Source organism: Mesorhizobium sp. M8A.F.Ca.ET.161.01.1.1 (assembly GCF_004792105.1).
Classification (GTDB): Bacteria; Pseudomonadota; Alphaproteobacteria; order Rhizobiales; family Rhizobiaceae; genus Mesorhizobium.
In genome coordinates this window covers 294341-306411 of record NZ_SRTD01000007.1, presented here as the reverse complement: position 1 = coordinate 306411, position 12071 = coordinate 294341, and the positions used below count along the sequence as shown (strand labels likewise).

At 65.1% G+C, this 12071-nt stretch carries 15 protein-coding genes; 9 read left to right on the top strand and 6 right to left on the bottom strand.

Features of this window, described 5'->3' with window-relative positions:
- Positions 1 to 75: 75 nt before the first annotated feature.
- Together EN804_RS19645 and EN804_RS19640 are read right to left on the bottom strand one after the other, a co-directional pair.
- Positions 76 to 1278 carry an MFS transporter gene (locus EN804_RS19645; protein ID WP_135920893.1) on the bottom strand — a complete coding sequence of 401 codons (1203 nt, stop codon included), beginning with the start codon at positions 1276 to 1278 and terminating at the stop codon, positions 76 to 78.
- 228 nt (positions 1279 to 1506) lie between these two features.
- Entirely contained in the window at positions 1507 to 1965 is a 459-nt protein-coding gene (locus tag EN804_RS19640) for an Lrp/AsnC family transcriptional regulator (RefSeq protein ID WP_015316228.1), read from the bottom strand.
- Positions 1966 to 2136: 171 nt separating this feature from the next.
- Here EN804_RS19640 and EN804_RS19635 point away from each other — a divergent pair, with 171 nt between their 5' ends.
- On the top strand, positions 2137 to 2871 hold the full coding sequence (locus EN804_RS19635; protein ID WP_127870064.1) for an AzlC family ABC transporter permease: 735 nt from the start codon (positions 2137 to 2139) through the stop codon (positions 2869 to 2871).
- Positions 2868 to 3167, top strand: a complete 300-nt coding sequence (locus EN804_RS19630; RefSeq protein WP_135882326.1) for an AzlD family protein — start codon at positions 2868 to 2870, stop codon at positions 3165 to 3167. The genes EN804_RS19635 and EN804_RS19630 overlap by 4 nt, the downstream gene beginning before the upstream one ends.
- Positions 3168 to 3221: 54 nt before the next feature.
- Here EN804_RS19630 and EN804_RS19625 read toward each other — a convergent pair whose 3' ends face one another.
- The gene (locus EN804_RS19625) at positions 3222 to 3854 is read right to left on the bottom strand and encodes an FMN-dependent NADH-azoreductase (RefSeq protein WP_135867284.1); all 633 of its coding nucleotides are present in this window, start codon (positions 3852 to 3854) and stop codon (positions 3222 to 3224) included.
- A 109-nt stretch (positions 3855 to 3963) separates the two neighbouring features.
- On the opposite strand from EN804_RS19625, the gene EN804_RS19620 reads away from it, so the two are divergent.
- A complete protein-coding gene (locus EN804_RS19620; protein WP_135920891.1) occupies positions 3964 to 4926 on the top strand; it encodes a LysR family transcriptional regulator in 963 nt (320 codons plus the stop codon).
- A 42-nt stretch (positions 4927 to 4968) separates the two neighbouring features.
- On the opposite strand, the gene EN804_RS37275 is transcribed toward EN804_RS19620, so the two are convergent.
- On the bottom strand, positions 4969 to 5067 hold the full coding sequence (locus tag EN804_RS37275) for a putative RiPP precursor (protein ID WP_189343773.1): 99 nt from the start codon (positions 5065 to 5067) through the stop codon (positions 4969 to 4971).
- A 176-nt stretch (positions 5068 to 5243) separates the two neighbouring features.
- Between EN804_RS37275 and EN804_RS19615 the strand changes: the two genes are divergently transcribed.
- The 3 genes from EN804_RS19615 to EN804_RS19605 all read left to right on the top strand — a co-directional run bounded on the left by EN804_RS19615 (position 5244) and on the right by EN804_RS19605 (position 8089).
- On the top strand, positions 5244 to 5825 hold the full coding sequence (locus EN804_RS19615) for a TetR/AcrR family transcriptional regulator (protein WP_127870067.1): 582 nt from the start codon (positions 5244 to 5246) through the stop codon (positions 5823 to 5825).
- Between the two features lie 76 nt (positions 5826 to 5901).
- Positions 5902 to 7170: a beta-ketoacyl-ACP synthase II gene (fabF, locus tag EN804_RS19610; protein WP_135920889.1), complete on the top strand. Its 1269-nt coding sequence runs from the start codon at positions 5902 to 5904 to the stop codon at positions 7168 to 7170.
- Between the two features lie 103 nt (positions 7171 to 7273).
- Positions 7274 to 8089 carry an oxidoreductase gene (locus EN804_RS19605; RefSeq protein ID WP_135920887.1) on the top strand — a complete coding sequence of 272 codons (816 nt, stop codon included), beginning with the start codon at positions 7274 to 7276 and terminating at the stop codon, positions 8087 to 8089.
- Between the two features lie 44 nt (positions 8090 to 8133).
- Here EN804_RS19605 and EN804_RS19600 read toward each other — a convergent pair whose 3' ends face one another.
- Positions 8134 to 8727 (bottom strand): TetR/AcrR family transcriptional regulator, encoded by a 594-nt coding sequence (locus EN804_RS19600; RefSeq protein WP_135920884.1) that lies wholly within the window; start codon positions 8725 to 8727, stop codon positions 8134 to 8136.
- A gap of 66 nt (positions 8728 to 8793) precedes the next feature.
- Between EN804_RS19600 and EN804_RS19595 the strand changes: the two genes are divergently transcribed.
- On the top strand, positions 8794 to 9219 hold the full coding sequence (locus tag EN804_RS19595; RefSeq protein ID WP_135867287.1) for a VOC family protein: 426 nt from the start codon (positions 8794 to 8796) through the stop codon (positions 9217 to 9219).
- Between the two features lie 9 nt (positions 9220 to 9228).
- Here EN804_RS19595 and EN804_RS19590 read toward each other — a convergent pair whose 3' ends face one another.
- On the bottom strand, positions 9229 to 10179 hold the full coding sequence (locus EN804_RS19590; RefSeq protein ID WP_135920882.1) for a trypsin-like peptidase domain-containing protein: 951 nt from the start codon (positions 10177 to 10179) through the stop codon (positions 9229 to 9231).
- A 170-nt stretch (positions 10180 to 10349) separates the two neighbouring features.
- On the opposite strand from EN804_RS19590, the gene EN804_RS19585 reads away from it, so the two are divergent.
- Positions 10350 to 11222, top strand: coding sequence for a S1C family serine protease (locus EN804_RS19585; protein WP_135920880.1), 873 nt, complete (start codon positions 10350 to 10352; stop codon positions 11220 to 11222).
- 8 nt (positions 11223 to 11230) lie between these two features.
- On the top strand, positions 11231 to 11863 hold the full coding sequence (locus EN804_RS19580) for a helix-turn-helix transcriptional regulator (protein ID WP_135867290.1): 633 nt from the start codon (positions 11231 to 11233) through the stop codon (positions 11861 to 11863).
- Positions 11864 to 12071 lie beyond the last annotated feature (208 nt).

Below are 12071 nucleotides of genomic sequence, written 5' to 3'. Positions count from 1 at the left end.
ATTCGCCCGACCTGCTGTAGGTGATTTTATGCATGTCGTTATGCCGGAACCGAGGACACTTCCGGGCGGCATGCATTATGCCGTCTGGAACGTCCTGCGTGGCAGCGGCGGGAAGGCGATGGCTATGCCCGCGGCGCCCAGTCCGATGACAGCCGAGCCGATGAACAGCCAATGGTAGCTGGCATAAGCGTCGAAGATCATGCCGCCGGCAAGCGGCCCCAGCGCCATGCCGAGGCTGGAGAGCATGGTGGCGGCGCCGAACACGGTGCCGAGGATGCGCTGGCCGAAATATTCACGCGCCAGCACCGCGTAGAGCGGCATGACGCCGCCATAGGTGGCGCCGAAGATGACGGCCAGCATATAGAACTGGTCGAGCTGGCTGATCGAGAGATAGGCGGCAATGACGATCGCCTGGATCGCCAGCCCGGCGATCAGCACCGGCTTGACGCCGAGCCTGTCGGCAAGCACGCCGTAGAGCAGCCTGCCGCCGAGCCCAGCCAGACCCTCGACACTGTAGATCGAGACAGCGGCCATCGGGGCGACGCCGCACAGCATGGCGTAACTGACCATGTGAAAGATCGGGCCGGAATGGGCCGCGCAGCAGGCGAAGAAGGTCAGCCCCAGCACGATGAATTGCGGCGAGCGCAGCGCCTGCCCGACCGTCAGGCCGGCGCCTTCGGCGACTGGCGCCGCGGCCGCATCGGAGGCGGCGGGCTTCGGCGGCTGGCGCACCAGAAGGACGGCGGGCAATAGGAGCACCCAGGCCAGGAGGCCGATGTCGAACATGGCGGTGCGCCATTCATAGGCCGAAATCAGCCAGCGGGCCAAGGGCGAGATCGTCATCGGCGCCACGCCCATGCCGGCCGAGACCAGCGATACCGCCAGCCCGCGATTGGTGTCGAACCAGCCTGAGGTCAGCGCGATCATGGGCGCGAAGAAGGCGCTGGCCGCAAGCCCGACGAGCACGCCATAGGTGATCTGGAAGGTGAGAAGCGAACCGGCGCGGCTTGCCAGCACCAGCGCCAGCCCGAGCAGCACGGCACCGATCGTCACGACGATTCGGGCGCCGAAGCGGTCAGACAGGGCGCCCCAGGCGAATCCGCCGAGGCCCATCACCAGGAAGTTGAGCGTCATGGCGCTCGAAATGCCCGCGCGCGACCAGTTGGTATCGAGCGCCATGGGTTCGAGGAAGATCGCCAGCGAGAACATGGTGCCGATGGCGACGCAGGACATCAGCGCGCCAGCCGCGACGATGACCCAACGGTAGGAAAGGTTCATGGTTTTCTCCCATGCCGGAACGCAGTCTTGAGGCGGCACGGTCCAGCTTCGCCGTGCCCTTGCGTCCGTAGGACGCCGGCATCGGCGTTCATCCTACAATCCGGTTGCATTTTTTATCCAGTCTGGATGCCCGGATTGCGGCGGTGCCCCGAAATACTGGCTCCCTGAATTTGACCTCCATTTTCGATCGTGCTTTCGAGTTGCAAGCTGCTGCATTCCTGGCCTGTCCTAGATCGGCAGTTCCGACGTGTATTTGATCGTCTGGCTCGGCACGTCGGTCTTGACGTTCTGCACGCCCTTGATGCGGCTGAGATGTTCCGACTGGAAGCGGCGGTAGTCGTCGATGCCGGCTGCCACCACGCGCACCATGGCGTCGCAGTCGCCCAGCATGAGATAGCATTCCATCACTTGCGGCAGCTTGGCCACCTCGGTGGCGAAATGTTCGATCGTGTCCTCGTCCTGCGCCTTCAGCCAGATGCGGGTGAAGAAGGTGAGGCCCTTGCCGATGCTGGCCGGATTGATCACGGCGACATAGCGGTCGATGATGCCGGCTTCCTCCAGCAGCTTGACGCGCCGCAGGCAAGGCGAGGGCGACAGGCCGACCTCATTTGCCAGATCATTGTTGGCCATGCGGCCGTCGCGCTGCAGCGCCCGCAGGATGCGCTTGTCGATGTCGTCGAGCTTCATGGTGTTGAATTCCATTTTCCTGGCAATATGTGACAGTGAATGCCAAAATTGGCTCAAAGACAACAATCTTCGCAACCAAATTGCCGAGAAGTGTGGGTATGTTTTGCTCCTGACACCCAAGAAATTTCAAACGCAGGGCAGGGCGGCTGTGAGGCTGGCCTGTGGCAGACCATGAGCATTTCACAGGCAGTCGAAGCGGCCGGCAATGGTTCGCAATCCGAGTTCCGTCGTGGTGTGACGTCCTGCGCGCCGGTGCTGGTCGGCACCATTCCCTACGCGCTGGTGCTTGGCGCCCAGGCCACGCAGAAGGGGCTGAGCACGGTCGAGTTATCGATGATGACCGGGTTGAACTTCGCCGGCGGCTCGGAATTCGCGGCGATCCAGCTGTGGACGTCGCCGCCGCATATCCTCCTCATCGTCGCCATCACCTTCCTGGTCAACAGCCGTCATTTGCTGATGGGAGCGGCGCTGGCGCCATTCCTGCGCGAACTGCCGCGGCGCAAGGTTTTCCCGGCGCTGTTCCTCATGTGCGACGAAAGCTGGGCGCTGGGCCTGGCCGACGCCAAGCAGCGCGCCGCCGCGGGCATCGGCCCGGCCTTCAGCCCGCGCTACTATATGGGCGCCGCGCTGGCGATGTATCTCACCTGGGTGGCTTTCACCTCGCTCGGCGCCTTGCTCGGCCCGATGCTGGGCGATGTCGGGACCTATGGTTTCGACATGGCGTTTCCGGCCGTCTTCCTGGTGCTGATGCGCGGCATGTGGAAGAGCGTGGCGGCGGCGCGGCCCTGGCTGGTCAGCCTAGTCGTCGCGGCCCTTGTCTATCTCTTCATTCCCGGCGCCTGGTATGTCGCGGCGGGTGCGGTGTCGGGGCTGCTTGCTGCCTGGTTGATGGCAGGTGATGCATGATCGACATGACAACCCTTTTCACCATCGTGCTGATGGCCGGCGTCACCTATCTCACACGGATCGGCGGCTATGTCGTCCTGCGCAACCGTGTGCTGAGCGCGCGGGCGACCGCGGTGATGGAGGCGGCACCCGGTTGCGTGCTGATCTCGGTCATCGCGCCGGCCTTCGTGTCGCGCAATCCCGCCGACCTTCTGGCGCTGGCCATCACCTTCATCGCCGCGACGCGGCTTTCGATGCTGCCGACCGTGCTGATCGGCGTCGCTTCGGCGGGCCTGCTCAGGCTTTTCATTGGCTAAAACGAAAAAGGCAGGCGCGAACGCCTGCCTTTCGAGTTCAGATGATCGCGAGCCTTACGCGGCGGCAGCGGCCTGCTGGCTGGCCACCACGGCATCGACCTTGGCGGTCGCCTTGGCGAGCGCCGCGGTGACCGCGTCGGGCCCCATGCCGACGCCTTCGATGCGGATGACATCGACATCGGTCATGCCGAGGAAGCCGAGCACGCCGCGCAGATAGGGAATGGCGTGATCGAACTGCACGGCCGCGCCCTCGGAATAGATGCCGCCCGAAGCCAGCACGATATAGACCTTCTTGCCGGTGACGAGGCCCTTGGGGCCGTTCTCGCCATAGGCAAAGCTCCGGCCGGAGCGGGCGATGTGGTCGACCCAGGACTTCAGCGTCGAGGAGATGTTGAAGTTGATGAAGCCGGTGGCGAGGATCACCGTGTCGGCGGCGAACAACTCGTCGAGCACGACGTCGGAAACGCCCACCACTTCGGCCTGGCGCGGGGTGCGCGCTTCAACCGGGGTGTAGATGCCGGTCGCATAATCGGTATCGATATGCGGCAGCGGGTTGGCGACGAGATCGCGCACGACCAGCGTGTTCGACGGGTCGGCGGCCAGAAGCTTCTGGGCGAATTCGGTGGCGATGCGGGTCGAGTGCGAGGCAGCGCCGCGCGGGCTCGAGGTAACAAGAAGAATGGACATAGCGGGTCTCTCCAGTGGAATGAATTGTCCCGCTCCATATGGGGCTATCGATCCATCAGATAAACTGGTATATTTTCTATATGATCCATCTATCGAATGGATAGGATAAATGCAGCCGAACCCGACCCTCGACCAGCTCCAGATCCTTGTCGCCGTTGCCGACACCGGCAGTTTCTCGGCCGCGGGCCGCAAGCTCAACCGGGCGCAATCCGTCATCAGCTACGGCATCGCCAATCTCGAGGCGCAGCTTGAGCTGAAGCTGTTCGAGCGCGAGGGCACGCGCGAGCCGCAACTGACCGAGATCGGCCGGGCCATGCTGGAAGACGCGCGGCGCATGGTGAGCGTGCTGCAGCGCATCCGCTCACGCGCCGACGGCCACCATCATGGGCTGGAGGCCGAGGTGGCGCTGGCGGTCGACGTGGCATTGCCTTCACCCGTGCTGGTGCGGGTGCTGAAGGCGTTCGAGAAGCAGTTCCCGACCGTGACGCTGCGCCTGCATATCGGCACGCTCGGCCTCATTCCCGATCTCGTCGTCAGCGGCCAGGCGGATCTCGGCATTGGCGGCTTGCTGGGCGATGTCGACGTGCACCTCGTGCGCATCGGCTTCATGTCCCTGGTGCCGGCGGCCGCACCCAACCATCCACTGGCGCTGCTGCCGAAGCCGGTGACGCTCGAGGATGTGCGCGAGCACACGCAGCTCGTCGTCATTGACCAGTCCGAGCGCACCAAGGGACGCGATTACGGCGTCTTCGCCTATCGCACCTGGCGACTGACCGACATGCGCACCAAGCACATATTGATGCGCGAGGGGCTGGGTTGGGGCGGGCTGCCGCGCTGGCTGATCGCCGACGATCTGGCCAGTGGCCGCCTGGTGGAACTTGATCTCGAACCCTACAAGGAAACGAGCTCGCCCTTGTTTGCCATGCACCGCAACGACCGCAGCCCGAAGCCGGCGGCCGCGTGGCTGATCGACCGCTTCAAGCGCGGGCTCGGCTGCTTCAACGAATTCGAGCCCGGCGAGGTGCCCGAGGACGAGCCGGAGACCCATGGCGCTTCTGGTTACGGTATCTGACCTGGCAACTCGCAGCCGAACTTCCATGTCCCGCCGCGGACATCACCGGATCACCGTCACCCCGGAAACCACGATCTGCGCCGTGCGGGCCGTCAATCTCCCACGTCTGCGTAGCGTCGGTTTTTCATAGGTCTTTTTCATCTGTCGGTCCCAATGTAAGCCTCGAGGGATGAGTTGAGCCCTGACATAACGAGATACGAGCGTTCCGGTTGCCTCGCCATTCCATCCTCTGCCGAGGAGGGAGGGATTCAAATTAGATTGCGTTCAAACTCTATCCTTGTTATAGATGTCGAACGAAATCTAAATTGGGAGTCGAGATGCGAGTCAGTCGCACACAGGCGGAAGCAAATCGCGACGCGGTGATCAACGCGGCGAGCCGGCTTTTTCGAGAGCACGGCTTTGACGGTATCGGGCTGAAGGATCTGATGAAGGGTGCCGGGCTGACCCAAGGCGCCTTTTACAAGCAGTTCGACTCCAAGGAGGATCTGGCAGCGCAGGCATCGCGGCGAGCGATGGAACACGCGACCCGCAGATGGTCGGCTGTTGCTGCCGGAAGCCCCGACCCCCTTGAAGCCCTTATCGGGCTCTACCTTTCAACAGGGCATCGCGAAGAGAAGAGCGACGGTTGTCCGATCGTGGCGCTTGGTTCGGACGCGGCGCGCCAAGGCGAGGAGGTCAGGGCGCCATTCCAGGATGGCATTGCAGCCCACCTCGAGGTTCTCGACGAATTGATGCCGGCGGCAAAAGGTCCAAAAACCCATCGCAAGGCCATGGCGATGCTGTCTCTGATGGTAGGTGCCGTGACGATCTCCCGTATCCTCAAGGATGAAGAGATGTCGCAGGGTTTTCTCGATGCCGCCGCCGGCGAAGTCAGGCGAATTGCGGCCGCGCAGGAATAGAGGCGGTTATCGCGACCGGGCGCCCGCGCTGCGCCATCACGCGAACGGATCAAGCAGAATGACAGCTGGAGTAGAGATGCGTCGGATCGTTATTACAGGCATGGGAGCAGTCAGCCCTCTTGGGGCCAGCGTGGCGACGTCCTGGTCCCGGCTCCTGGCTGGCCGCTCGGGCATAAGGAGCCTGCCGGCCGAAATGGTGGGAGACCTGCCGGCGAAGGTCGGCGGAACGGTTCCCTCGTTGCAGGAAGACCCCGAAGCCGGCTTCGATCCAGACACCGTCCTGGCTCCGAAGGAACAGCGCAGGGCGGACCGCTTCATTGTCTTTGCACTGGCGGCGGCGGAAGAGGCGCTGGCCCAGGCGGGGTGGAAGCCGGTCTCGGACGATGACAGGGCCCCCACCGCGACGATCATCGCTTCGGGTGTCGGAGGATTTCCCGCGATAACCGAAGCCGTGCGAACCGTCGACCAGCGCGGTGTTCGGCGTCTCTCGCCGTTCACCGTGCCATCTTTCCTGGTGAACATGGCAGCGGGACAAATTTCGATCCGACACGGGTTCAAGGGTCCGCTCGGCGCTCCGGTGACGGCCTGCGCGGCCGGCATCCAGGCGATCGGCGATGCGGCGCGTCTCATCCGCGCCAATGAGGCCGACATCGCGGTCTGCGGCGGAACGGAAGCCTGCATGAATGCGGTCAGCCTCGGCGGCTTTGCCGCGGCACGCTCCCTTTCGACCTCCTTCAATCACCGTCCCGATCAGGCGTCCCGTCCGTTCGACATGCTGCGAGACGGCTTCGTCATGGGCGAAGGAGCCGGAATCCTGGTCGTCGAGTCCTTGAGCCATGCGCTTGCGCGCGGCGCCAAGCCGCTGGCCGAGCTCGTCGGCTACGGCACGACGGCGGATGCTTATCACATCACGTCCGGACCCGAGGATGGCGACGGTGCGCGCCGAGCCATGGAGATCGCGATCGCCCAAGCCGGCATTTCGGCACGGGAAGTCCGCCATCTCAACGCGCACGCGACCTCCACGCCGGTCGGCGATGCGGGAGAGATCGCGGCGATCAAAAGGGTCTTCGGCACGGACTTCGGCATAGCGGTCAGCGCAACGAAGTCGGCGACCGGACATCTGCTCGGAGCCGCCGGCGGGCTGGGGGCCATCTTCACGGTGCTGGCGCTCTGGGACCAGGTCGCACCGCCGACGCTCAATCTGAGCGCCCCCGATCCGGCCGGCGACGGGATCGACTTCGTCGCAAACCACGCCCGGCCAATGGAGATGGACTACGCGATCTCCAATGGCTTCGGCTTTGGCGGGGTTAACGCCAGTGCGTTGTTCCGGCGCTGGACGGACTAGCCAGCCGGTACGAGCGCCGGAGCGGCCGCTGATAAGCCGCCGGCCCTGGACGACCAGCGGGCCACATTTTCGAAACGCAACCCTGGCCTAAGAAAGAATTTCCATGAACAAAACCAATCTCGGCGTCGCCCTGGTCACCGGGGCGTCCTCCGGCATCGGGCACGCAACGGCCAAGGCCCTGCTCGAGGCGGGCTTTCGCGTGTTCGGAACCAGCCGTCGCGAGGCGGGCGAGAGGACCGACGGCGTCACCATGCTGACCTGCGACGTGACCGATGACGCGTCCGTGGCGAAACTGGTCGATGACGTTCTGGCCAAGGCCGGACGCATCGACCTGCTTGTCAACAATGCCGGGATGGGTCTGTTTGGCGGCGCGGAGGAGTCCTCGACTGCGCAGGCCCAGGCACTGTTCGACGTGAACGTCTTCGGCGTGTTGCGCGTGACCAATGCGGTGCTGCCGGCAATGCGGCGCCAGGGAAAGGGCAGGATCGTCAATTTGAGTTCGGTACAAGGGTTCATCCCGGCTCCCTATTTCGCGCTTTATGCGTCGACCAAACATGCCATCGAGGGCTATTCCGAATCACTCGACCACGAACTGCGCCCGTTCGGCATTCGCGTTGCATTGGTCGAGCCCGCCTATACACGCACCTCGTTCGAGGAGAATCTCGCTGCTCCCGATCAGGTGCTTGATATCTATGACTCCGCGCGCGCCGGCATGACCCTAGCCGTGCGGAAATCGATGGAAAACGGCGATGCGCCCGAAGCGGTGGCGGGGACGGTCTTGAAAGCGGCCACCGATCCCGCTCCGAAGAGGCGCTATACGGCGGGAAAGATGGCGCGCCAGGTCAGTCTCCTGCGCCGTTTCGTCCCCGCGACCGCATTCGACAAGAGCCTGCGAAAGCAGCTCGGGTTGCCGGTCTGAGAGGGGGCTTTACTCGCGAACACCGAGCTGACCAGGAACCAACTTCAGGCGCGCGACAGTCCGTCGATCAGCGCCATAAGGACGGCGCGGTAGTCCTCGGCTGATGCGCCCGCCTCGATGGCGAGCGCCGCCCGATCGAAAGCCGAGCCGAGCAGGGCTGTCAGCGCCTCCGCCGGCAGCTTTGTCATCGATCGTGCGCGCATGGCCGCGACAAGGCCTTCGCGCAGCGAGCGGTTGCCGTGGCGGTTATCGATGGCATCCATGGCGGCACGGCCGAGTACGGCCGGGCCGTCGAGCAGCAAGAGCCGCGTGCGGCCGGGCGCGCGCATGGCGGTGAGATAGGCTTCTGACCCGGCAATCAGCGCATCGCGGGGGCTGAGCGAAGGCGGGGAGGCGCGGTCGATCTCTTTCGCCACCGCCGCGGCCTCCTGTTCGACCACGGCGGCGAATAGCGCCTGCTTGTCGGCAAAGTGGTGGTAGAGCGCGCCGCGCGTCACGCCGGCGGCGGCGACGATCTCCGGCGTGCCGGTCTCGGCATAGGACTTCTCCGTAAACAGTTTGCGCGCCGCCGCGATCAGGTCGGCGCGTGTCGCCTCGGTGCGGTCGCGGTTCGAGCGGCGTCCGGATCCCTGTTGCATACATGCAGCCTGTATGTTAATCGAATTTACATGCAGACTGTATGTTAATTGACGGGAGAAGGAAAGATGAAGACGACGAGCTACTATCCGGTGCTGATGACCGGCGATGTCGCCGGCACGGCGGCCTTCTATGTCGAGCATTTCGACTTCCGGGCCCTGTTTACGAGCGACTGGTACGTGCACCTGCGATCGGTGGACAACAGCAGAGTGAACCTCGGCATCGTCCAGGGCAACCACGAGACGATCCCGGAGGAGGGGCGAGGGCGGACCTCGGGCCTGCTGATCAATTTCGAGGTCAGGGATCCCGATGCGGTCTATGAGCGGATCCTTGCTGCCGGCCTGCCGATCCTGCGCACGCTGCGCGACGAGCCTTTCGGCCAGCGCCACTTCATCACCAAAGACCCCAACGGCGTGCTGATCGACGTCATCAAGCCGATCCCGCCCAGCGAGGAGTTCCTGGCGCAGTATGCGGAAGGCGCGGCGGGGGCTTGAGCGGCCGCCTCAGCTCGCCCTTGCCACCGGTGTCACCGCCACCTGGCTGACGCCGGTGCGGCGCACCACGGTGCACTGGGTCTCGCGGCCGATGCGCTCGGCGTCGAGCATGCGCACGAGGTCGTCGACGCCGGTGACCGGGCGCCCGTCAATGGCGGCGATGATGTCGCCTTCCTTGAGACCCGCCTTGGCCGCCGGGCCGTCCTTCTCGACGCTGCGCAGCCGTACGGCCGTGCTGGTCGACACCTGCGACAAGAGTGCTGCGCGGCGCGGCAAATTCACGGTGTCGGCGGAGATGCCGATGAAGGCGCGGCGCACCCGGCCGAAGCGGATGATCTCGGAGATGACGAATCTTGCGGTGTTGGAAGCGACGGCGAAGGCGATGCCTTGCGCGCCGTGGATCATGGCGGTGTTGACGCCGATCACTTCGCCCGCCGACGACACCAGCGGCCCACCGGAATTGCCGGGGTTGAGCGCCGCATCGGTCTGGATGACGTCGTCGATCAGCCTGCCGGTCGAAGCGCGCATCGAGCGGCCGAGCGCCGAGACGACGCCAGAGGTGACCGTCCACTCGAAGCCGAGCGGATTGCCGATGGCAATCGCGATCTGGCCGCGCCGCAGCCGCTTGGAATCGCCGAGCGGCGCCACATCGGCGAAGCTGCCGTCGGCGCGCACCAGGGCGATGTCGGTATCGGGATCGCGGCCGAGCACGCGGCCCTCGCTGGAGGCGCCGTCCGGCATCGAAACGCGCACCGTCTTTGCATCGCCGACGACATGGAAATTGGTGACGACCAAGCCGTCCGGCGCGATGACGAAGCCCGAGCCATGGCCGCCCGGGCCGCCGATGCGCTCGATGCGGCAGACCGCCGGGCCGATGCGGTCGACGGCGTCGGCTACTGTTTCGGAATAGGCGTCGAGCAAGGTGTCATCGGATTGGATTTTGGGGGCGGCGAGGGCCATCGGTTGGGTTCCGTGTTTTCAGGCTTTTTCGTGACTATATGTGCGGAGCGGCCCGAACCGCCGCGACCTGACCAGATGGCCAGTCGAACCCGTAACTAGCCGTCAGGCGAGTACCTGCAGGCGCGCCGTCGAGCGATATCTGGGACATGCAAGAAACCCAGGAGACCCTTATGAGCGACTTCAATCTGAGCGCGTTTTCAGACGCCATCGCCGATCTGGCCGCCAAGGCCGCCCCCGCAACGGCGAGCTTCACCACCCATCATCACCGCACGGCCAGTGCCTTCCATTGGAGGGATGGTTATTTCGTCACCGCCGAGGAAGCCGTCGAGGCCGGCGAGGAGATCGAACTGACGCTGGCTTCGGGCGAGACAGTGAAGGCCGAGCTGGTCGGTCGCGATCCTTCGACGGGCGTCGCCCTGATGAAGCCCACGGGTGCGGCCAACGCGCCTGCCCTTGCCAAGGCCGATGCCGTTCGGCCGGGCAATATCGCCATTGCCATCGGCAACAGCCAGGGTTCGGCACTGGCTGTGTCCGGCTCGGTCGGCGAGGTTGGTCCGGCCTGGCGCTCGATGCGCGGCGGCGCCATCGACCGGCGCATCGATCTGGCCGTCGGCGCCGGCGGCCGCTTCGAGGGCGGCCCGGTGCTCGACGCCAAGGGCGCGCTGATCGGCATGCTGCTGTTCGGGCCGCGCGGGCGCGCGCTGGTCATGCCGTACGAGACGATCAAACGGGCCGTCGCCACCTTGCGCGAAAAGGGCCATGTCGCGCGCGGCTATCTCGGCGCCGGCCTGCATCCGGTTCGCGACCGCGACGCGCATGGCGCAATGGTGATGAGCCTCGACGACAATGGCCCGGCCAAGGCCGCCGGCCTCTCGCTCGGTGACATCATCGTGGCGTGGAACGGCGAGGCCGTGCATGGTCCGCGCGACCTTATCCGCCGGCTCGGGCCCGACAGCGCGGGCGCTTCGGTGACGTTGGGTGTCGTGCGCGGCGGCGAGCAGCGCGACGTCGTGCTGACTATCGGCGAAAAGCCGCTGAGCTGAGAGGATCGATGGAAACACTCGCCAGCGACCGGATCGGGACCGACAGTGCGGCTTCGCGGCGGCTGGTGGTGCTGATTGCGCTTGCCGATGCCGGGCGCGCCGAGCGCCTGGCGGCATCGCTTGCTGCCAGCGACGACCTGTTGCCGATGGTCGTTGGCGGCGGCAGGGCCGACGTTGCGGTCGTCGACGACAGGAGCGGTGATGCCGTGCCGGCCTCGGTGCCACGGGTGCTGCTCTCGGCGCGTGCCAGCGCAGAGCGGCCTGCCGGCGAAGTGTTTGCCGTCATGCCCGCCGGCGCGGACGACCTGCTGATCGCCGCGGCGGCGCGGTTGGCCGCCGCTGGCTACAGCATATCGGGCAATGGCCGCGCGCCCGGACATCGCGAGGATTTCCACGCAGGCGAGCCGTTCGAGGATGAAGTTTTGGACGAGCACGCCGCCCGGCCAGCGCTGTCGCCACGCGAGGCGGAAGTGCTGGCGCTGCTTGCCGAAGGGGCGCCCAACAAGGTGATCGCGCGGCGGCTCAACATTTCCGTGCACACGGCGAAGTTCCATGTCGCCGCGATCCTGATCAAGCTCGGCGCCGCCAATCGTACGGATGCCATCGCCATTGCGATGCGTCAGGGGCTGGTGCTGGTTTAGCGGTAATCATCACCAAGGTCAGCGCTGCCCCTCATCCGCCTGCCGGCACCTTCTCCCCGTATAGTGACGGGGAGAAGGGAATTGGCAGCCACCTCGGCGCTATTCTTTGCAACGTCAATGATTGGCGAAGGCGGCGACCACGGCATCTTTGTCGCCGTCACTATACGGGGAGAAATGCCCGGCAGGGCAATGAGGAGCGGCTCCACCA

Bases quoted from the DNA above. Each gene is read 5' to 3' on its own strand.
- fabF (WP_135920889.1), top strand. From the start codon at position 5,902: ATGCGTCGGATCGTTATTACAGGCATGGGAGCAGTCAGCCCTCTTGGG.
- EN804_RS19585 (WP_135920880.1), top strand. From the start codon at position 10,350: ATGAGCGACTTCAATCTGAGCGCGTTTTCAGACGCCATCGCCGATCTG.
- EN804_RS37275 (WP_189343773.1), bottom strand. From the start codon at position 5,067: ATGAAAAAGACCTATGAAAAACCGACGCTACGCAGACGTGGGAGATTG.
- EN804_RS19580 (WP_135867290.1), top strand. From the start codon at position 11,231: ATGGAAACACTCGCCAGCGACCGGATCGGGACCGACAGTGCGGCTTCG.
- EN804_RS19645 (WP_135920893.1), bottom strand. From the start codon at position 1,278: ATGAACCTTTCCTACCGTTGGGTCATCGTCGCGGCTGGCGCGCTGATG.
- EN804_RS19640 (WP_015316228.1), bottom strand. From the start codon at position 1,965: ATGAAGCTCGACGACATCGACAAGCGCATCCTGCGGGCGCTGCAGCGC.
- EN804_RS19605 (WP_135920887.1), top strand. From the start codon at position 7,274: ATGAACAAAACCAATCTCGGCGTCGCCCTGGTCACCGGGGCGTCCTCC.
- EN804_RS19600 (WP_135920884.1), bottom strand. From the start codon at position 8,727: ATGCAACAGGGATCCGGACGCCGCTCGAACCGCGACCGCACCGAGGCG.
- EN804_RS19595 (WP_135867287.1), top strand. From the start codon at position 8,794: ATGAAGACGACGAGCTACTATCCGGTGCTGATGACCGGCGATGTCGCC.
- EN804_RS19590 (WP_135920882.1), bottom strand. From the start codon at position 10,179: ATGGCCCTCGCCGCCCCCAAAATCCAATCCGATGACACCTTGCTCGAC.
- EN804_RS19615 (WP_127870067.1), top strand. From the start codon at position 5,244: ATGCGAGTCAGTCGCACACAGGCGGAAGCAAATCGCGACGCGGTGATC.
- EN804_RS19630 (WP_135882326.1), top strand. From the start codon at position 2,868: ATGATCGACATGACAACCCTTTTCACCATCGTGCTGATGGCCGGCGTC.
- EN804_RS19625 (WP_135867284.1), bottom strand. From the start codon at position 3,854: ATGTCCATTCTTCTTGTTACCTCGAGCCCGCGCGGCGCTGCCTCGCAC.
- EN804_RS19635 (WP_127870064.1), top strand. From the start codon at position 2,137: ATGAGCATTTCACAGGCAGTCGAAGCGGCCGGCAATGGTTCGCAATCC.
- EN804_RS19620 (WP_135920891.1), top strand. From the start codon at position 3,964: ATGCAGCCGAACCCGACCCTCGACCAGCTCCAGATCCTTGTCGCCGTT.